Origin of the sequence: Janthinobacterium sp. Mn2066, assembly GCF_049319705.1 — a bacterium.
In the GTDB taxonomy this organism is placed as follows: Bacteria; Pseudomonadota; Gammaproteobacteria; order Burkholderiales; family Burkholderiaceae_D; genus Janthinobacterium.
The window spans coordinates 136,481-155,631 of the sequence record NZ_JBMOUF010000014.1; the positions used below are offsets into that span (position 1 = coordinate 136,481).

The window sequence follows — 19,151 nt, forward strand, 5'->3', positions numbered from 1 at the left end:
GCATTATTTGGTTGCCTGTCCGGCAGACTGCTGCTATCCGTGATATTCTGGCAGCCGCAGCACAACAATAAAATGCTCACCGTCAACGGCGGTTTTTGGCGATGCGGCATGGTCTTTCGTATCGGATAGAAGAATGTTCAAGCAGCAAAATAGAGTGCAGCCCACCCTGGTTGGTGAGGAGGGCTTGCCGCCCAATGCGCGTATCTGGGCCATGTTTGCACTGGCCATCGGCGTCGGCATGGCGTCCCTCGATACGGCCATCGCCAATACCGCCTTGCCGGCCATCGCCGCCGAGCTGCACGCCACGCCAGCCGCCTCCGTCTGGATCGTCAATGTCTATCAACTGGCCATGGTGGCCACCTTGCTGCCGCTGTCGGCGCTCGGTGAAATCGTCGGCTACCGCCGCGTATCCATTGCCGGCCTGTGCCTGTTTACCATCGCTTCGCTTGCTTGCGCCATGGCCTGGTCGCTGCCCTCGCTGGTGGTCGCGCGTTTCTTCCAGGGAATCGGCGCCAGTGCCGTGATGGGCGTCAACACGGCGATGTTGCGCGCAGTCTACCCCAAGCATTTGCTGGGCCGGGCCTTCGGCTATAACTCGCTGATCGTGGCCGTCGCGTTTGCCATCGGCCCCACGGCCGCGTCGCTGATCCTGGCGACTTCTTCATGGCCATGGCTGTTCGCCATCAACGTGCCATTGGGCGTGATCGGCTTTTTCCTGGCCAGCCGCTTCTTGCCTGCCACCCGGCTTTCCGGGCATACGCTGGACGCGCGCACGGCGCTGTACAACGTCGGTGCATTTGGTTTGCTGATCCTGCTGTTCGGCGATGCCGCCCATCATGAATCGGCCTCCACCTTGCTGCCTGAATTGGTTGCGGTGGTGATTTTCTTTGTCTTGCTGCTGCGCCGCCAGGCTGGCCACCAGGCGCCGATGTTTCCCATTGACCTGTTCCGCCGTCCGCTATTCCTGCTGTCGTCGCTGACGGCGATCTGCACGTTTGCCGCGCAAGGCCTGGCGTTTGTGTCGCTGCCATTTTATTTTGAAGTCACCCTGGGCCGCTCACCCGTCGAGACCGGCTTTTTGATGACGCCGTGGGCCGTGCTGGTGGCCGTGATGGCGCCGGTGGCTGGCCGCCTGAGCGACCGTTATTCGCCGGGCGTGCTGGGCGGTATCGGCCTGGCGGCGCTCGCTTCCGGCTTGCTGACCCTGATCTGGATACCGGCCCATCCGAGCGTGTTCGATATCTGCTGGCGCATGGCGCTGTGCGGCGTCGGTTTCGGCTTTTTCCAGGCGCCCAATCTGAAAGCCATCATGGGCGCCGCGCCAGCGGAGCGTAGCGGCGGCGCCAGCGGCGTCGTGGCCACTTCGCGCCTGATCGGCCAGGCCAGCGGCGCCGCGCTGGTGGCATATTGCTTCACGGTCTCGGCCACCCGCGGCACCACCTATGCACTGTGCCTGGCGGCCGGTTTCGCCGCGCTGGCCAGCATCGCCAGTTTTTCACGCCTGGTGGTGGCGCAGCCGGCGGGCCTGCCTGGCAAGCCCGGCTGATTGCTGGCTTGTTTCAGACGTTTATAGTTTGTTTCAGACGTCGATGGCCTGGTCCGACTGCATGCGCTTGCGCAGTTCGAATTTCTGGATCTTGCCGGTCGAGGTGCGGGGCAGGGGGCCGAAATAAATCGCTTTCGGCACCTTGAAGCCGGCCAGGTTGGTTTTGCAAAAGGCGATCAGCTCGGCTTCCGTGACGCTGGCGCCGTCGCGTAATTCGACGAAGGCGCACGGCGTTTCACCCCATTTTTCATCGGGCTGGGCGATCACGGCGGCAGCCAGCACTTGCGGGTGGTGATACAGCGCGTCTTCCACTTCCACGCTTGAAATGTTTTCGCCGCCCGAGATGATGATGTCCTTGCTGCGGTCTTTCAGTTTCAGGTAGCCATCCGGATACATGACGCCCAGGTCGCCCGTGTGGAACCAGCCGCCGGCGAACGCTTCCTGCGTCGCCTTTTCATTCTTCAGGTAACCCTTCATGCAGATATTGCCGCGGAACATGATTTCGCCGATCTGCTCGCCGTCGGCCGCCACCGGCTGCATGGTGTCAGGATCGAGCACGGCCACCGCGCTTTGCAGGTGGTAGCGCACGCCCTGGCGCGATTTGAGCACGGCCCGTTCTTCCTGCGACAGCGTGGCCCATTCATCCTGCTCGGCGCAGATGGCGGCCGGGCCATATACTTCCGTCAAGCCATACGAGTGGATCAGGTCAAAACCCATGGCGTCGATCTTGGCCAGCATGGCCGCCGGTGGCGGGGCGCCCGCGACCATGCCGCGCACGGTCCAGTGGATGCCTTCGCGCCAGTTGGCCGGCGCATTGGCCAGCGCGGCATGCACGATGGGCGCCGCGCAATAGTGGGTGATATGCAGCTCGCGCATCAGGTCGAATACCAGTTTCGGCTCGAACTTGCGCAGGCACACGTTCACGCCGGCGCGCGCGGCGATGCTCCAGGGAAAACACCAGCCGTTGCAGTGGAACATGGGCAAGGTCCACAGATAGACGGTGTGCTTGGGCATGTCCCATTCCAGGATATTCGACAGCGCATTCAGGGCCGCGCCCCGGTGGTGGTAGACCACGCCTTTCGGATCGCCGGTGGTGCCCGAGGTGTAGTTGAGGGCAATCGCATCCCACTCATCGGCGGGTGGCTGCCAGGCGTAGTCGGGGTCGCCGCTGGCCAGCAGGCTTTCGTAGTCGAGGTCGGCAAAGGCTTCCACTTGCGGTCCCAGAACATCATTGACCTGGATCACGCGCAAGCCAGGAATCTGTGCAGCCATCTGGCGCGCCAGTTCCGCAAACTCGGTATCGGCCAGCAAGACTTTCGCCTCGCCATGGCGCAGCATGAAGACCAGTGAAGCCAGGTCCAGGCGGATATTGAGCGCATTCAATACGGCGCCGGCCATCGGCACGCCAAAGCTGGCTTCCACCATGGCCGGCGTGTTGGGCAGCATGGTCGCCACCACGTCGCCCTTGCCCAGACCCAGCTTGACCAGGCTGGAGGCCAGGCGGCGCGTGCGGGCGTAGGTGGTGGCCCAGTCCTGGCGCAGCGCGCCATGGGCAATCGCCAGGCGCTTGCCATATACTTCGGCGGCCCTGGCAATATAATCGAGCGGGGTGAGGGCGGCGTAATTGGCGCTGTTTTTGCCCAGGCCGGTGTTGAAATCGGTAGTCATGGCGGTCTCCTGTTTGTATTTTGTCCGGTATGGCGCCCTGTCGGGTGATGTTTTTAAGTTAGCATAGCATTGGTGGTAATAAGTTACTGTCATCTTGGTGACAACTGAAAGAGTCAATGAGCGTTAGGGATACTCCGCACGATATTGGTATTGAACTGCTGGAACACGACTGGTTCCTGGCGCTGGACCCTGTGCACCAGGCCTTGCTGCGCGAGGGCGCCAGCGTGCGCTACTATGAAGCGGGCGCCTGCATTGCGCCGCGCGGCGAGCCGACCCTGCACTGGTTCGGCGTGCACACCGGCCTGATCAAGCTGGCCGTGTATGACGCCGAGGGCCGGGGCGCGACGTTTTCAGGCGTGCCGGCCGGCGGCTGGTTCGGTGAAGGCAGCGTGCTCAAGCGCGAATTGCGCCGCTATGATGTGGTGGCCGTGCGCGCGTCCAGCCTGATCCTCGTCCCCGTCGACCTGTTTCATCGCCTGCTGGCCGAAAGCCTGTCTTTCAACGGCTTCGTGATACGCCAGCTCAACGAGCGCATGGGGCAATTCATCGCCACCATCCAGAACCAGCGTCTGCTGGCCGTCGATGCCCAGGTGGCGCAGGCGATCGCGCAGCTCTTCCATCCGATGCTATATCCGCGCACCTCGCACGTGCTTGAGCTGTCGCAGGAAGAAATCGGCATGCTGACCGGTATTTCGCGCCAGCGCGTCAACCTGGCGCTGGGCCGGCTGGCCGAATTGAATTTGATCAGCATTGCCTACCAGGCCATCCGCGTGGTGGACCTGGACGGCTTGCGCCGCTATGGCATAGCGTCGCTGTGATGACAGACTGCCCGCGCCAGCCATGGCATGCTGATGCCTGGCATTGTTTATATTGACCACGATGGCGCTTGTTTCCGATCATCCCCTGTACCTGCTGGGCCTGCGTTTCCCCTTGAAGCTGCGCGTGAGCGTGCGCCAGGGTTATGTGACCTTGCACAATGAAATCGCCACCAAAAAACTGGGCAGCGGCGACAGCTTTGTCGTGCCCGCCTTTTTGCGTTTTGCCTGCGACGTGATGCCGGGCCGGGGCCAGCCGGCTGTGTTCACCCTGGCGCTGGAACACGACGACATGGAGGCTGCTGGCGGCGGCAAGCGCTGGAGCCGCGCGCTGGCGCATCACATCTTTCAGTCGCCGCAAGGGCAGTGGACGGCAGCCAGGCTGGCGGCGCTGTGGCAAGTGACGCCGCACAAGGCGCGGGCGCGCCTGTTTGCCGAGGGTGAAGCCTTGCTCAGCCTGGTGCGCGAACAGCGCCTGGCGCATGCCTTGCACACGGCCGCGCAAGCCGATGGCGATGATGCGCGGAACCTGGCCGAGGTGGCGGCCGGTTCCGGTTTTGCCTCGGTGCCCGCTTTTTGCGATGCCTGCGTCGATGTGGCCGGCGTGCGCCCGGCCCTGTTCCTGCGCGGGCCGGGCGGCGCGGGGCGGGAGTCCGCGTTATAATCGGGGCATGGGATATTTCAAGACACGCACGGCGGCGCGCAAGCGCTGGCAATGGTGGTTCGCCTGCCTGGCGATACTGCTCAATGTGCTGTCGCCATCCCTGTCATATGCATTTGCTTCGCAACATATAAACGCGAATACCGCCGCCATCGAAATCTGCTCGGCCAGCGGGACCGTCTACACGCAGGCAGACCTGGCGCCCAGGAGCAAGTCCACCACCGATTCCGTGCTGCACCATATCCAGCATTGCCCCTTCTGCATGGGCCATGCGGGCAGCCTGGGCTTGCCGCCTGCATCATTGCCGTTGGCCCTGATCACGGGCCACGATGTTTATCCGCCACTGTTTTACCAGGCGCCCCAGCCGCAGTTTGCCTGGCTCGACGCCCAGCCGCGCGGACCGCCACGGCTTTCCTGAGTAGCACTCAAGTTGCCGCCATGCTGCGGCATCGTCCTGCATTCTGTTTAATTTCGCCCATCGGGCCTTAAAACCATGAAACGTCGTCTTTTCCTTCTCGCCGGTACGGCGGGATTGCTGACGCTCGCCGCCTGCGAGCAAGAACCCAAACCCCATTACAACGGCCTCGACTTGACCGGTGGCGATTACAAGCCCGACTTCAAGCTCAGCGGCCCGGATGGCCGCGTGTACACCCTGGCCGACTTCAAGGGCAAGTATGTGATGGTTTTCTTTGGCTTTACGCAATGCCCGGACGTGTGTCCGACCGCCTTGTCGCGCGCCGTGGAAATTCGCCAGAAGCTGGGCGCTGATGGTGACAAGCTGCAAGTCATTTTTATCAGCATCGACCCCGAGCGGGACACGCCAGCCTTGCTGGGCGAATACATGCGCGCCTTCGACCCCAGCTTCCTGGGACTGCGCACGGACCCGCAAAACACGGCCCAGACGGCCTTCAATTACAAGGTGTTTTACCGCCGCGTGCCGAGCGGCAGTTCCTACACCATGGACCACACGGCCATCAGCTACGTGCTCGATCCGCAAGGCCGCATGCGCCTGGGCCTGAAGCACACACTGACGGCTGACGAGTGCGTGCAGGACATCAAGACCCTGATGAAATCGAAGTACACCTTATAAACACATACAAAGGAACCATCATGACCCATCTGAAAACCCTGCTGGCCGCCGCCCTGGCCGTGCTGTCTTTCTCCGCGCTTGCCCAAAACACCGTGAAAGTGACGGACGCCTGGGTGCGCGCCACCGTGCCGCAGCAAAAAGCCACGGGCGCCTTCATGCAAATCACGGCGCCGAAAAACATGCGCTTGCTGGAAGTGCGTTCGGCTGCCGCCGGCGTGGCGGAAATCCATGAAATGAGCACCGTCGACAATATGATGCGCATGCGCCAGGTCAAGGAAGTGCCGCTGCCGGCTGGCAAGGCGGTGGAATTGCAACCAGGCGGCTACCACGTGATGCTGCTGCAACTGAAAAACCAGGTCAAGGCAGGCGACAAGATCCCGCTGACCCTGGTGGTGGAAGGTGATGACAAGCACCGCGAAACCATCGAGGTGACGGCCGTAGCCCGTCCGCTGGGTGGCGCAGCGATGTCGCACTGATCGCGTCCGCTGCTTGATATTGCTTAATCCGTTTTGAGAAAAGCGACTGGTAGCGCAATAGTGCTGCCAGTTTGCGGCTGCCTGCCATCCGCTTTTGGCTCAGCGTTTAGATGATGGTTTGCATTTAAAAATAGCTTGCGATTAAATAGTGCGCGATATATATTGCGTTTGAGGTTGCTACGGCAATTCATCGAACGTCAAATAAGTAGTGCGCTATTTAATAGTTTCTTATTTAATCAGGAGAGAAGTCATGCTGAAAAATGTACACGCCCTTGCCGCCAGCGCCACAGCCAATCTGTCGGCAGACCCATCCGTCAATGTTTCCCGTCGCTCGGCCCTGTTTGGCGGTGCGGTCGCTGCCGCCGCTGCCGTGGCGGTGCCGCTGGCCGTGCTGGGCGGCAATCCTGCGCAAGCGGCGGCTTTGGCGTCGGGCGCCGGGCTGGGCAAGGCGGCCAGGACGGCCAGCACAGCCAGCACCATCGCCACCCGCGATGGCGTGGAACTGTATTACAAGGACTGGGGGCCGCGCGATGGTCAACCCGTGGTGTTAAGCCATGGCTGGCCGCTCAATTCGGATAGCTGGGAGTCGGCTGCCTTTCACCTGGCGAACCATGGTTTCCGCGTCATCACGCATGACCGGCGTGGCCATGGCCGTTCCAGCCAGCCCTGGGATGGCAATGACATGGATCACTATGCGGACGATCTGGCCCAGGTGATCGAAGCGCTGGATTTGCGCAACATCATCCTGGCCGGCTTTTCCACGGGTGGTGGCGAAGTGGCGCGGTATGTGGGCCGTCATGGCACCGGCCGCGTCGCCAAGCTGGGCCTGATTTCCGCCGTGCCGCCGCTGATGCTGAAAACGGACAGCAACCCCGGTGGCTTGCCGATCGAGGTCTTCGATGGCTTGCGCGCCGCCTCGCTTGCCAACCGCGCCCAGTTGTATCTGGACCTCGCCTCAGGCCCGTTTTATAACTACAACCGTCCGGGCGCCACACCGTCGCAAGGCATCATCAATGCCTGGTATGCGCAGGGCATGCAGGGCGGCCACAAGAATACCTATGATTCGATCAAGGCCTTTGCGGAAACCGACTTCCGCGATGACTTGAAAAAGTTCGACAAACCCACCCTGATCATCCATGGCAGCGATGACCAGATTGTGCCGATCGACGCCGCGGGCAAGGCCTCGGCAGCCATCGTCAAGCATGCCAAGCTCATCATTTATCCCGGTGCGCCCCATGGTTTGACCGATACGCACAAGGATAAGTTCAATGCCGACTTCCTGGCGTTCGCGCAATCCTGATGGCCATGCATCCCGGTTCGCCGGGATTTTTGGCGGTCGCAAGAAAATTAAACGCCCGTTTGATATAATTAAACATCTGTTTAATTGATGATACTGAAATGACTGAGGAAAATACGGCAGAACCGGCCCGCCAACGCATCTTGCAGGCGGCCGTCGAGATGTTTGTCGAGCATGGCTACAAGGCGGCGTCGGTGCGCAAGATATGCGAAGCGGCGCAAGTGAATGTGGCGATGGTCAATTATTACTTCCATAGCAAGGAAGAGCTGCACCTGGCTGCCTTCGACTACGCGCGGGAACTGGCGTATGTGTGCGATAACGCCGACGCTGCCATGTCCTTGCCGCCGGCCGAGCAATTGCGCCTGGCCATTGAAGAGCTGGTCTGTACCATGCTGCGCTCGGGACCGTCGTCCCTGTTCGTGCGCCTGGTGGCGCGCGAACTGATCGAGCCGACGGCCGCCATCCACCGCCTGGCCGAGCGCCATGTCTTGCCGCAGCACGCGCAATTTACGCGCTTGATACGCGGTGTGGTGGGGCCGTCCTGGCCCGATGAGGTGGTGCAGAAATGTGTCTTCAGCGTGATTGGGCAGGTCGTGTTTTATGCGCGTTCGCGTACCGTGCACGACCTGGTGGCGCCGGAACTCAGGTATGACGAGGCGGGCATCGCGGCCATCGCCGCGCATATCTCGCGCTTTACCCTGGCGGCGCTGGCCAATATGTGCACTGGAGAATCGGCATGAAAGCCTGGACCCTGACCATCATGCTGGCCGGCCTGGCCATGCTGGGCCCTTTCGCCACCGACACTTTTTTACCGTCGTTCCACGCCATTTCCACGCACTTCAATGTCAGCTACCTGCTGGTGCAGCAGACCTTGAGCGTGTATCTGGCGGCGTATGCTTTCATGACCCTGTTTTATGGCACCTTGTCCGATTCCTTTGGGCGCCGTCCCGTGATCCTGTATTCCATGTTTGTGTTTGCCGCCGGCTCCATCGGCGCCGCGTTCGCGCCCAGCTTTGGCTGGCTGCTGTTTTTCCGTGGCGTGCAAGGCGCGTCGGTGGGCGCGGGCAGGGTGATCGGGCAAGCCATTGTGCGCGACACCTTGACGGGCGCGGCTGCGCAAAAGATGCTGGCCAATATCATGATGGTGTTCGGCATCGCCCCCGCCATCGCGCCGATTATCGGCGGCTGGCTGCACGTGGCCTACGGCTGGCAATCGACGTTTATCTTCACCTTCATTGCCACCGTGCTGCTGTTGCTGATCAGTTGGCGTGGCCTGCCGGAAAGCCTGCCGGTCGCACAACGCCAGCCCTTTCACCCCAGCGCCATCGCCGCCAATTACTGGCAGGCGCTGCGTCACCGGGGATTCCAGTTGCGCTCGCTGGCCGTGGCCTGTGCCTATGGCGGTTTCGCCCTGTATATCGCCTCGGCGCCGCATTTCGTGATGGAATTGCTGCATTTGCCCGAGACGGCGTTTGGCTGGATGTTCGTGCCCATGGTGGGCGGACTGGTGGCCGGTTCCGCCCTGAATGGCAAGCTGGCGCATACGGTGCCGATGCCGCAACTGGTGCGCTGGGGGCTGCTGATCATGGCGGCGACCGGCATCTGCAATATTGCGTACAACCACTGGTTTGTGCCCGGCATACCGTGGGCCATCATTCCCATCATGACGTACGCGTTCGGCATGTCGCTGGCCTTGCCGGGCATGACGATTTCCACCCTGGATATCTTCCCGCAGATGCGCGGCCTGGCGGCATCCTTGCAAAACTTCGTGCAGATGCTGCTGTTCGCGCTGGTGTCCGGCTTTATCGCGCCCTTGCTGTTCGACAGCAGCATCAAGCTGGCGCTGGGACAGATGTCGGCCGTGCTGCTGGCCTCGTTCTTCTGGTGGCTGGCCAGCCACCAGGGCAGCGCACGTAGGGCAGGCGAAGTCGCGGAAGTGGCGTAAGGCAAGGGAAATTGCCAATAGACATTTTTGCATGTTTCCTCATATACTATGTCGTTGCACATAGAGCAAGATTGTCTTGTGCTTGGCCGACTCGCTTAACATGGGGAATAAATGGACGCACCAGACTACAGCCAGCAGACAGAACAGCAATTGCGGCAGATATTGGGCCGCATCGATGCGGTCCGGTTCCCTGAACGCGTGCAGGAAATCGAAGCGCGGCTGGCCAGCCTGGCGCAGGCTCCACAGGTGGATGCCGGCAATCTGCCTGAGGTGGTGGTGGCTGGCGTCTGGCGCAGGATAGGTGCGTTTTTCATCGATATCATTTTCCTCTGGATACTTGGCCAGGCGGCAGGCGCGGTACTGCATGCACAATTTTCTGCGTTGGGCGCCTGGGGCATCCTCGTTGGATTGACCATCACGGTGCTCTATTTTGGTGTGATGCAAAGCCGTCTGAGAGGGGGGCAATCGCTGGGCATGCATTTGCTGGGACTGAAGCTGGTGTCGCGTACTGGTGACATGCTGAGCCTGCCGGCGGCATTTCTGCGCGCCGCCATCTTTTGCCTGGCGTATTTCATGAACGGCTTCGTTATCAACCTGGGCCCTGACAAGGTGTGGCTCACGCTGAGTGTACTGGTACTGCTCGCTGGTATCATTTTCAGCATTTACTATCTGCTGCTGTTTAATCGCAGGACACGGCAATCGCTGCACGACCTGGCCGTTGGTGCTTTTGTCATCAAGACCGGCCCTGGCAAGCTGAGCTTGCCTACCGCATCAGTCTGGCGCGGTCATGCGGCATTTATCGCTATCGCCGTCATCGTATTCGCGGGCATTGCTCTGATATCAAGGCAGTTCTTGCCGCCGGCGCAGCTTGGCTCCTTGCTTGCGGTATCCGAGGAACTCAAAACGATGCCTGGCATCCGGAGCGCTGGCGTTATCGTCAGTACCATGCATATGTCCAATGAGACCAGGGAGCAATTATGGATCAACGCCATTGTTGATCCATCGTTGCCTGACACGCAAACATTAGCGCAAGAGATGGTGCAACTGCTGCTGAAGCGAGATCCCGGGGCAAGCCGTCAGCAGTCGATTGGCGTCAGCCTCAGGTCAGGCTACGACATCGGCATTGCTTCTCAATGGACTATCACGAGCTACGCGCATACGCCTGAACAATGGAAAGCGCCAGGCCATGATAGCGCCACGAAAATCGCGCAATGATGAGCGTATCCCGCCGCTCGTGCTGGCTGCGGATGATTTACGCCCTGTGCCTGCTTGGCGCCACCTACAACCATCTGCTGATCGTTGCCGAGTATGACTGGGGCTGGGATTATGGCGGGTTGCCAGTCCTTGTCACCAGCTTCTGGACGGCATTGACCCTGGTCGACCCGCTGGCCATCGTGCTGCTGTTTGTGCGGCCGAAGGCAGGCGTGATCTTGACGCTGATTATTATTGCCGTCGACGTCGCGATCAATTCCTGGGTGGCCTGGCGGTATGGCATCGACCTGGCCGCGTTTCTGGCGCAAGTCTGCTTTTTGATTTTTGTGCTGTGCACCTGGCGCATGGCTGCGCAGTATCGTGCTTGACCTGCTTGAAACGCCGTGCAACGGCAGTACAATCAGCAGACACTTTGAGCGTGAAGGGGATGGTGATGACAACGACGCAGAACGGCGGAGAGACGCCGTCGCGGCTGATCGACGCGAAGATCCGTGAGTTGGACGACTGGCGCGGACAGACTCTGGCGGCCATCCGCCAGGTGATCCTTCACGCCGATCCTGACGTGCTGGAAGAGGTCAAATGGCGCGGCGTGCCCGTGTGGTCGCATGCAGGCATCATTTGCACGGGCGAAACTTACCAGCGTGCCGTGAAAATGACCTTTGCCAAGGGCGCGGCGCTGGCCGACCCGGCCGGCCTGTTCAACGCCAGCCTGGACGGCAATACCCGGCGCGCCATCGATTTCCATGAAGGCGACACCATCGATGCAGCGGCCCTGGCGGCGCTGGTACAGGCTGCCGTGGCCTTGAACACGGCGCCGAAAAAAAAGACAAAATAGGCTTTATTCCTGCACGCTGACCACCAGCTTGCCGCGCGCGCTGCCATCGGCTTGCGCCGCATGCGCCTGCTGCGCCGTCGCCAGCGTGAAGTGGCGTGGATCGAGGTTGATGCGCAATTCTCCGGCCGCGATCAAACGGTTGGCCTGGAGCAAGATAGCGCCATGGCGCGCATGGTCCTTGCCGCTCAGTAATGGCAGCAGGGTGAACACGCCCGAATAACTGGCCGCGCGCGCCGTCAGCGGTGTCAGTGCAAACGTACCCCAGCCCAGGCAACTGACGACGTGGCCGCCATAGATTCGTGCCGCCTTGAAACTGGCGTCCAGCGTGCTGCCGCCCACCGTGTCGTAGACGATATCAAACCCTGCTCCCGCCGTGTGTTCGGCTACATACTCATCCACCGTGCTGGCGCGGTAATCGATGAAGTGCGCGCCCAGCGCCTCGATGGTGCCGCGGCTGGCCGCGCTGCCGGTGGCGTACACGGTGGCGCCCATCGCCACCGCAATCTGCACAGCCATATGGCCCACGCCGCCGGCGCCGCCGTGCACCAGTACCGTATCGCCCGCCTTGACGTGGGCGCGGTCGACCAAGCCTTCCCAGGCCGTGATAAAGACCAGGGGCAGGGCGGCGGCTTCGCGCCAGCTCAGGTTTTGCGGCACGGGCGCCAGCAGGGCGGTCTCGAATACGCCGTACTCCGCCAGCGAACCGGGAATACCGGCGATGCCGCCCGCCATGCCATACACCCGGTCGCCGATGGCAAAGGTGGCGACACCTTCGCCCACGGCGGCCACCGTGCCGGCCACGTCGACGCCGAGGATGGCGGGCAGGCGCGGCCGTGCGTGCGGGGCCTGGCCGGCGGCGATTTTTGTGTCCAGCGGATTGACGCCGCTGGCGGCGATGCGCAGCAGGACCTGGCCTGGTCCCGCTTGCGGCACAGCTAAATCTGTCACGCTCATGGCTGTGTTAAATGCATTCAATACGAGGGCTTGCATGGTGTGCTCCATAAAGTTGATATGGGCAGTCTAGGTGGCGCTGGGGGAAAGAAAAACCGGGCGCGGCGCGATGCACTATTTCAGAATCGTGGATAATCGCCAATAAAAGGGGAGAGTGCATGGACAGGCTGGAAGCGATGCAAGTGTTTTGCGCAGTGGTCGAGGCGGGTGGCTTCAGCAAGGCTGCGCAGCGCCTGGGCATTTCTACCTCGTCCGTGACGAACCAGGTGGCGGCGCTGGAAAAGCATTTTGGCGTGCGGCTCCTGCAGCGCACCACGCGCAGCATGTCCTTGACGGCCGAAGGTGTTGTTTGCCATGCGCAGGCGCGCCAGGTCTTGGCCGGCATGGCCGCACTGGAAGCGGACTTGCAGCAGGCAGGCCAGCGTCCATCGGGCAGCTTGCGCGTCGACATGCCCAGCAGCATCAGCCGCAATATCGTCGCGCCCGCCTTGCCCCGTTTTATTGCCGCCTATCCCGAGATCGACTTGCGCCTGACCGTCAGCGACCGTTTGATCGACATGGTGGAAGAAGGGATCGACGTGATGCTGCGTATCGTGCCGCCGCAGGATTCCTCGCTGGTGGCGCGCAGCCTGCTCAAGATGGAGTACCTGTGCTGCGCCTCGCCCGACTTCATCGCCCGGCATGGCCAGCCGCACACACCGCAAGCGCTGGATAAGTTTGCCTGCCTCAATTTCCTGTACCCGAAATCGCGCCAGGTGCGGCCCTGGCTATTCCAGGATGCCGACGGCGCCGAGCCGTATGCGCACACGCCGCCCGCTGCGCTGTCGTTCGACCATATCGAATCGATGATCGCCGCTGCGCAAGCCGGTTGCGGCATCGTGCAGGCCTTGTCCGTGTCCGTCATGCAGCCCTTGCGTGACGGCAGCCTGCTGCCCTTGCTGCAGGCGTACCGCACGGCCGGTCCCGACGTGTGGGTGCTGTTTCACCCGCGCCAGCTGCGCGCGGCCAAGGTGCAAGTGTTCGTCGACTTCCTGGCGCAGCTGTTCCAGCAGCAGGCTGGATGACTTTGCCACGATTTTGCCACCACGTCGCCACGGCTTCACTTGCAATACAGCCGGTCGATGCCGTGCGAGCCGGCCAGGTAATGCCGCGTTTGCCAAGCGATGGCCACCCGGTAGGCGCAGGGCGGGTCGAGCGCCACGTTGACGGGGAAGCCGCCATTGTTGCTCGATAAATGCGGCCCGCCTGCGCCGCCGCGGAACAGGTAGTTGGCGGCGGGCGGCGGTGGCGTGAAGCTGGCGGCCGGCAGCGGTGGCGGCGGGTGGGTGATGCCATTGTTGTTCGATATCGCCAGGTTGAAAAAGCGCAGGTGCGGGTGGTCGATCGTGTACAGGATGTGCACCACGCCGCCCGCGATGGGGTTGCAGGCGTTGCTGCGCAACTCTTCCAGGTCCAGCGCGACGATGACGGGCGAATTGTCGAAAACGATGGAATCGAGGCCGTCGCTGGCCACCAGCGCCAGTGTCGTGCCGTCGCGCACCTCGAAGCCCAGGCGGTAGCGGCGCACCGGTTCGCTTTCGGCCGTGCTCAGGCTGCGGCCCGCATCGAGTATCGGCAAGCCGCCCGGCAGCTTGGCCGGATGCAGGCTGGTGATGGCCGGCGTATTGACGGTAAGCAAGTCGAAGGTGCGCAGGAAGTTGCTGCTGTTGACGTTGACGACGGCCGTGCTGCCATTGCGCATATCGACGGTGACGGCCTTGTTGTCGACCCGTATCCAGCCGCCCGCTTGCAGGTCGCCCGTGTCGATGATGACTTGGGCCGAATCGGCCAGCCCCAGTCCATTCGTGTAAAACACATAGCCGACCAGGGTGCCGAGGATTTGCGTGAGCGGCGCCAGGCTGCCCGGCGCCACCGTGGGGAGTGTCGTGGGATCATCGGCGCCGCCGCTCCAGCCCCATTCGCCGATCAGGAAGCGGTATTCGAGCGGGTTGGCGGGAATCGTACTATTGCGCAAGGGACAATTGCCTTTCAGTGTGACGCCGCCCGCGAAGACGTAGGACGCGGCAGGGCCGCCCGCATACCCTTGCGGCGAAAAGCCGGCCACGGATGGAAACGGGTGGATGTCGAAGATTTCCACCTGCTGCCAGTGCGGCAGGCCTTCCACGTCGGGCGACAGGACGGCGCTGGAACACAGCTCCACGCAAAAGCAGTGGCCCACGTTTTCACGCCCCGGCTGGCGGCCATTCGCCTGGGTTTCCGAGAGGATGGTCACACTGCCCAGCTGCGCGGTGAAATACACGTCGGGTCCGCTGGCGAATTCCACGTTGATGAACGGTGAAAACGGCGTCAGCGTGAAGTCCGAGGTCAGGTAATCGATGCGGAAGCGGCCGGTGGCGTCGGTGACGGCGTCGCCCAGGGCATCGTCCTGCAGCCAGTCTGCATCGAAGGCGCGCACGGTGGCGCCTGCGATCGGCGTCTGCGGTGCTTCGCAGGTGCGCAAGCGGCCGCAGATGGTCCAGGCGCCGAAGCGGGCGCGCACCAGGCACCAGAAACGTTGCGGCAGGCAATAATTCCATACGGCGAGGAGATCGTCGCCGGCCTGGCGCCAGCGGGGCTGGATGGTGGTGATGGACAGCTGCAGCGGCACGGGTTCCTTGCTGCCGGGCTTCAGATGCGGCACGGCAGGGCAGAAGACGTCCACTTCCACCGCCTCGCCCTGGTAGTTGTCGTGCTCGCCCAGGGTAAAGCTGTAGTTGCCGTCGGCATCCGTGCGGACCTCGGCCAGCAGGAAGGGCGCCTTGGCTTGTACTTCTTCCTCGCTGAGGATGGCGAAGGTTTCCTTGGCACTGGCCACGGCCAGCGCCGTCACGTTCTGCGTATCGCGCGTGCGGTACAGGCGCACGATGACGTTCGATAGCGGTTCGGGACATTCGGCACAGATCAAGCCGCACAGCTTGCCGCGTAGGATGTAGGCCATGATCTTCCCCTTGCTGGTGTAGAGTTTTCAAGCTAGCAAATGGGGTAGAAAAGGACTTGATCTGGATTAAACGCCTGAGTTTATGGAAGCGGCTTATTTAATTAGTGCCAGCACGTCCCGGAAGCGCGGGTGCTTGCAATCGCGCAACCATTCGAAGGCCAGCATTTCCACCGTCAGCAATTGCGCGCCCAGCCGGTCCAGGCGCTGCAGGGCTGCCTCGCGGCTGGCCGGCTGGCGCGAGCCGACGGCGTCGATGGCGATGATGACGTCGTAACCCAGTTCCAGCAAGCCGACGGCCGTCTGCAGCATGCAGACATGCGCTTCGCAGCCGGTGACGACGATCTGCCTGCGCCCTGGCGGCAGGATCGCTGGCAAGCCGTCAAGGCAGGCGCCGAAATGTGTCTTGTGCAAGGTCTGCTGGCACAGCGCGGCGATGGCTTCCACATTTGGCCCCAGGCCCTGGCGATTCTGCTCCGTGCCCAGCACGGGAATCTCCAGCAGGTGCGCGATGCGGGCCAGGCGCAGGTTTTGCGCCAGCACGGCCCCGGCATCGTGGATGGCCGGCATCAAGCGGCCCTGCAGGTCGACGATCACGAGTACCGCCTGGTTGGCATCCATCAGCATTGTATGTATCTCCGTATGAGTATCAGGGCAGCCAGCGGGGCGCGTTCTCTTCGCCCATCAGGTAGCCATGGTTGAGATCGATGACTTCACGCAAATAATTCCACAGGGCGCTGACGCGGGCGATATTGCGCCGTTCGCTGGGCGAGACCATCCAGAAAGCGCGTTGCAAGTCGATCTGCTCGTCGAGCACGGGCACCAGTTCGTTCGATTGCTGGGCCACGAAGCAGGGCAGGATGGCCAGCGCCTGGCCGGCCCGCGCCGCGTGGTACTGGGCCAGCACGCTGGTGCTGCGAAAGGCGCGCAGGGAATCGGGCGCCACGTGGTCCATATAGCGCAGTTCGGCGCTGAACACCAGGTCATCGACGTAACCGATGATGGGGTGCTGCGTCAGGTCGGCCACGCTGGCAATAGTCGCATGGCGCGCCAGGTAGGCGGGGGTGGCGTACAGTTTCAAACGGTAATCGGACAGTTTCGTCACGACATAGGGGCCGGACTGCGGCCGCTCGATGGAAATCGCCACGTCCGCTTCGCGCTTGGACAGGCTGACAAAACGCGGCACGGCGATCAGGTCCACGCTGATGTGCGGGTTACGGCCGCAAAAGTGCGCCAGGTGGGGCGCCAGCACCACGGCGCCAAAGCCCTCGGTGGCGCCCAGGCGCACCTGGCCCGATAGCAGCCGGTTATGCTCGCCCAGTTCTTCGGTGGCCGCGTACACCGTGCTTTCCATGGTTTCCGCGTATTCCATCAGGCGGTGGCCTTCCGGCGTCAGCTGGTAGCCCACGTAATTGCGGTCGAACAGCTGCGTGCCGACCTGCTCTTCAAACTTGCGCATGCGCCGCGAGACGGTGGAATGGTCGATGCCCAGTTTCCTGGCGGCATCGACCAGGCCCTGGCTGCGCGTCAGTTCCAGAAATACCCGGACATTATCCCAATCGAGCATGCTTGTATCCTTTGCGTTCTTGCAAAGGATTATGCATCGATTTCAATGGCACGGGCATATTTGCGCCGACGCGCGCTGCCAGGCAGTGATTACTGGCTGATCGGACGATCCGGCCCCAGGGTGCTCTTGCCCTGCAATACCTTGCTCGCTTCTCCGGCCAGGCGCAGGTAAAAGTCGCTGCTCAGGTTTTCGCCATCGGCGTCCAGGGTGATGAAGGGGCCGCGCGGCTTGCCTGGCTCATACGGGCTGGGGCTGGTGGGGATTTCCACCGGCAAAAAGGCTTTGCTCGGCGCGACCTTGTACATGGCGGTGGCTTCATCGACTTCATCGAACATGGCGCCAAAGAAGGTATTTGCGCCGGCCGAACGGGCTTCGTAGAACTGGGTCCACCAGAAACGCCCGCCGATGCGGTGTTCGTTATGGCCGCCAGGGAACAGCATCGGCATGTAGCGCTTGCCCAGGCGCGTGGTTTCGGCGATGTCCGCCGCCATCACGTTCTGGCGGAAGTTGCGCGCGCCCTGCTGGTCGCCGAAGCGGCCCACCAGCCATGGATTGAGCGCATCGAAGCGGCGGTAGACGGCGGCCCAGGCCGGGTCTTGCGACGAATCGGAACCCTGGGTGCGCCATTGCGATGGCACGCCGCCGATCACGTAGGCGCGCTGGTTGGCGGGCGCGTCGCGCAAGAACCAGTCCAGCAAGGCGTTGGCAGCGGCCGGCGTGGCAGGCTGGCCGTTAAAACCCAGGCCCCACAGTTCCACCACGGGCAAGCCGTTCTGGTGCAGGTAGGAGGGCGCCGTCAGCGAGCCATTGGCGGCCAGCGCGGCCCAGTGATCCTTGATGTTCTTGACGATATCGGCATCCTGCGCATTGCTGGTGTCGTATTCGACGGCCCAGGTACGGCCATGGGCCGAGGCGCCGGCGCGCACGTTGGCCGTCACGCCATCGCGGAAGCGGCGGTTGACGGAACCCGGCGTGAGCTCGGTGACGAATTCCTGCAGCAGCACGCCATCGATGCCATAGTTTTGCATCCATTCGAAATGGCGGCTGACGGTAGCGCGGTTCCACGAGCTGTAGACCACGGCCGGCGAGCCGTCCGGCATGGTGAAGCCGGTCTTGCATTGTTCGCCGGCGGGCACGTCGCGCATGTCCGGCCACATGTCGACCGTGACATTGCTGGCCACGGGCGTGGCGCTCGGCGCCCAGTGGCGCCAGCCATTGCCGGCCACGTCGATCGGCGAGCCGTCGCCTGCGCAGGCAAACCAGCCCTGGTAGCCGAAGACCAGCTTGTTATCGAGCGTGCTGGCATCGACCACCGGGCCGGTCGGCGCGGGGTCGGCCGGCAGCACCGGATCGGTCGAGGTAAACGTCCATTGCTGGTTGGTGTTGTTGCCGCATTCCCATTGCTGGATGGCGCCGCCCGGCGCGCTGCTGAAGTTTTGCACATCCAGGCACTTGCCGCTGTTTTTCGGGCTGATGGTAAACGCCTGGTCTTTCGGCACGATGCCGAAGCGCTGGTTGGGGCCGCCGCCGTAACTCCATTGCTGCAGCAGCGCGCCATTCAGGAGGGAAATGCCGGCCACGTCCAGGCTCTTGCCGCTGTTCAGGTTAATGATGCTGTAGCTGCCGTCGTCCGTCAGCTGCACGTCGAACTGCTGCGCCTTGGCGCCGTTGCAGGTGGCTTGCTGCAGCGCGGCGCCATCGGCCGTGCTGTCGCCGGCCAGCGCCAGGCACAGATTGCTCGATACGCTGCTGATCGTATAGTGGCCCGGCGTCACGGTGCTGGCCGTGATGTCGGCTTTCAGGCTGGCCGATGGCGCCGGCGCTCCGCTACCGCTGCCGCAGCCGGCCAGCAGGGAAGCCAGTATGGCTGAACTGGCCACGCTGGCCAGGCCAGGCCTGTAACTTGATGTCTGTTGATTCATGGTTGTGTTTTCTTGGTGATTAATGGTGGTGACCGCTACCACGCAGCTGTTCAGCGCTGCCCCGCGGCATTGTTCGATATTGCCGTAAGGAAATGTTGCGAGTGGCATCATAAGCAAAATTTCCAGTGTGCGGCGCACAATATTCGACAAAGGAAACTATTTTTTTAAAGGCAAGGACGTTAATCGGGGATG

19 protein-coding genes are annotated in these 19,151 nt (G+C 62.3%); 13 read left to right on the top strand and 6 right to left on the bottom strand.

Annotated elements, in window-relative coordinates:
* Positions 1-133: 133 nt before the first annotated feature.
* Positions 134-1,546 (top strand): MFS transporter, encoded by a 1,413-nt coding sequence (locus ACL9RI_RS24230; RefSeq protein ID WP_422729032.1) that lies wholly within the window; start codon positions 134-136, stop codon positions 1,544-1,546.
* A 33-nt stretch (positions 1,547-1,579) separates the two neighbouring features.
* On the opposite strand, the gene ACL9RI_RS24235 is transcribed toward ACL9RI_RS24230, so the two are convergent.
* Positions 1,580-3,214 (bottom strand): acyl-CoA synthetase, encoded by a 1,635-nt coding sequence (locus tag ACL9RI_RS24235; protein WP_422729033.1) that lies wholly within the window; start codon positions 3,212-3,214, stop codon positions 1,580-1,582.
* 116 nt (positions 3,215-3,330) lie between these two features.
* On the opposite strand from ACL9RI_RS24235, the gene ACL9RI_RS24240 reads away from it, so the two are divergent.
* The 11 genes from ACL9RI_RS24240 to ACL9RI_RS24290 all read left to right on the top strand — a co-directional run bounded on the left by ACL9RI_RS24240 (position 3,331) and on the right by ACL9RI_RS24290 (position 11,545).
* Positions 3,331-4,032: a Crp/Fnr family transcriptional regulator gene (locus tag ACL9RI_RS24240; protein ID WP_422729034.1), complete on the top strand. Its 702-nt coding sequence runs from the start codon at positions 3,331-3,333 to the stop codon at positions 4,030-4,032.
* Positions 4,033-4,093: 61 nt separating this feature from the next.
* Positions 4,094-4,693, top strand: a complete 600-nt coding sequence (locus ACL9RI_RS24245; protein WP_422729035.1) for a hypothetical protein — start codon at positions 4,094-4,096, stop codon at positions 4,691-4,693.
* Positions 4,694-4,700: 7 nt separating this feature from the next.
* Positions 4,701-5,108: a DUF2946 domain-containing protein gene (locus ACL9RI_RS24250; protein WP_422729036.1), complete on the top strand. Its 408-nt coding sequence runs from the start codon at positions 4,701-4,703 to the stop codon at positions 5,106-5,108.
* A gap of 75 nt (positions 5,109-5,183) precedes the next feature.
* Positions 5,184-5,780 (top strand): SCO family protein, encoded by a 597-nt coding sequence (locus ACL9RI_RS24255; protein WP_422729037.1) that lies wholly within the window; start codon positions 5,184-5,186, stop codon positions 5,778-5,780.
* A gap of 20 nt (positions 5,781-5,800) precedes the next feature.
* Positions 5,801-6,256 (top strand): copper chaperone PCu(A)C, encoded by a 456-nt coding sequence (locus ACL9RI_RS24260; RefSeq protein WP_422729038.1) that lies wholly within the window; start codon positions 5,801-5,803, stop codon positions 6,254-6,256.
* A gap of 250 nt (positions 6,257-6,506) precedes the next feature.
* Positions 6,507-7,556 (top strand): alpha/beta fold hydrolase, encoded by a 1,050-nt coding sequence (locus tag ACL9RI_RS24265; protein ID WP_422729039.1) that lies wholly within the window; start codon positions 6,507-6,509, stop codon positions 7,554-7,556.
* A 98-nt stretch (positions 7,557-7,654) separates the two neighbouring features.
* Entirely contained in the window at positions 7,655-8,293 is a 639-nt protein-coding gene (locus tag ACL9RI_RS24270) for a CerR family C-terminal domain-containing protein (protein ID WP_422729040.1), read from the top strand.
* Positions 8,290-9,498, top strand: coding sequence for a multidrug effflux MFS transporter (locus tag ACL9RI_RS24275; RefSeq protein ID WP_422729041.1), 1,209 nt, complete (start codon positions 8,290-8,292; stop codon positions 9,496-9,498). Before ACL9RI_RS24270 ends, ACL9RI_RS24275 begins: the two co-directional genes overlap by 4 nt.
* A gap of 111 nt (positions 9,499-9,609) precedes the next feature.
* Positions 9,610-10,713: an RDD family protein gene (locus ACL9RI_RS24280; RefSeq protein ID WP_422729042.1), complete on the top strand. Its 1,104-nt coding sequence runs from the start codon at positions 9,610-9,612 to the stop codon at positions 10,711-10,713.
* Positions 10,710-11,078: a hypothetical protein gene (locus tag ACL9RI_RS24285; protein ID WP_422729043.1), complete on the top strand. Its 369-nt coding sequence runs from the start codon at positions 10,710-10,712 to the stop codon at positions 11,076-11,078. The genes ACL9RI_RS24280 and ACL9RI_RS24285 overlap by 4 nt, the downstream gene beginning before the upstream one ends.
* Before the next feature lie 59 nt (positions 11,079-11,137).
* Positions 11,138-11,545: a DUF1801 domain-containing protein gene (locus ACL9RI_RS24290; RefSeq protein WP_422729061.1), complete on the top strand. Its 408-nt coding sequence runs from the start codon at positions 11,138-11,140 to the stop codon at positions 11,543-11,545.
* Positions 11,546-11,548: 3 nt separating this feature from the next.
* Here the strand turns inward: ACL9RI_RS24290 and ACL9RI_RS24295 are convergent, their stop codons facing one another.
* A complete protein-coding gene (locus ACL9RI_RS24295) occupies positions 11,549-12,535 on the bottom strand; it encodes a zinc-dependent alcohol dehydrogenase family protein (RefSeq protein ID WP_422729044.1) in 987 nt (328 codons plus the stop codon).
* A 119-nt stretch (positions 12,536-12,654) separates the two neighbouring features.
* Here ACL9RI_RS24295 and ACL9RI_RS24300 point away from each other — a divergent pair, with 119 nt between their 5' ends.
* Positions 12,655-13,560, top strand: coding sequence for a LysR substrate-binding domain-containing protein (locus ACL9RI_RS24300; RefSeq protein ID WP_422729045.1), 906 nt, complete (start codon positions 12,655-12,657; stop codon positions 13,558-13,560).
* A gap of 35 nt (positions 13,561-13,595) precedes the next feature.
* Here the strand turns inward: ACL9RI_RS24300 and ACL9RI_RS24305 are convergent, their stop codons facing one another.
* The 4 genes from ACL9RI_RS24305 to ACL9RI_RS24320 all read right to left on the bottom strand — a co-directional run bounded on the left by ACL9RI_RS24305 (position 13,596) and on the right by ACL9RI_RS24320 (position 18,959).
* Positions 13,596-15,473, bottom strand: a complete 1,878-nt coding sequence (locus ACL9RI_RS24305) for a hypothetical protein (protein WP_422729046.1) — start codon at positions 15,471-15,473, stop codon at positions 13,596-13,598.
* 93 nt (positions 15,474-15,566) lie between these two features.
* Complete coding sequence (locus tag ACL9RI_RS24310) at positions 15,567-16,097, bottom strand: isochorismatase family protein (protein WP_422729047.1); 531 nt, start codon at positions 16,095-16,097, stop codon at positions 15,567-15,569.
* Positions 16,098-16,119: 22 nt separating this feature from the next.
* A complete protein-coding gene (locus tag ACL9RI_RS24315; protein WP_422729048.1) occupies positions 16,120-17,037 on the bottom strand; it encodes a LysR family transcriptional regulator in 918 nt (305 codons plus the stop codon).
* Positions 17,038-17,126: 89 nt separating this feature from the next.
* Positions 17,127-18,959 (bottom strand): RICIN domain-containing protein, encoded by a 1,833-nt coding sequence (locus tag ACL9RI_RS24320; RefSeq protein WP_422729049.1) that lies wholly within the window; start codon positions 18,957-18,959, stop codon positions 17,127-17,129.
* Positions 18,960-19,151: the final 192 nt, after the last annotated feature.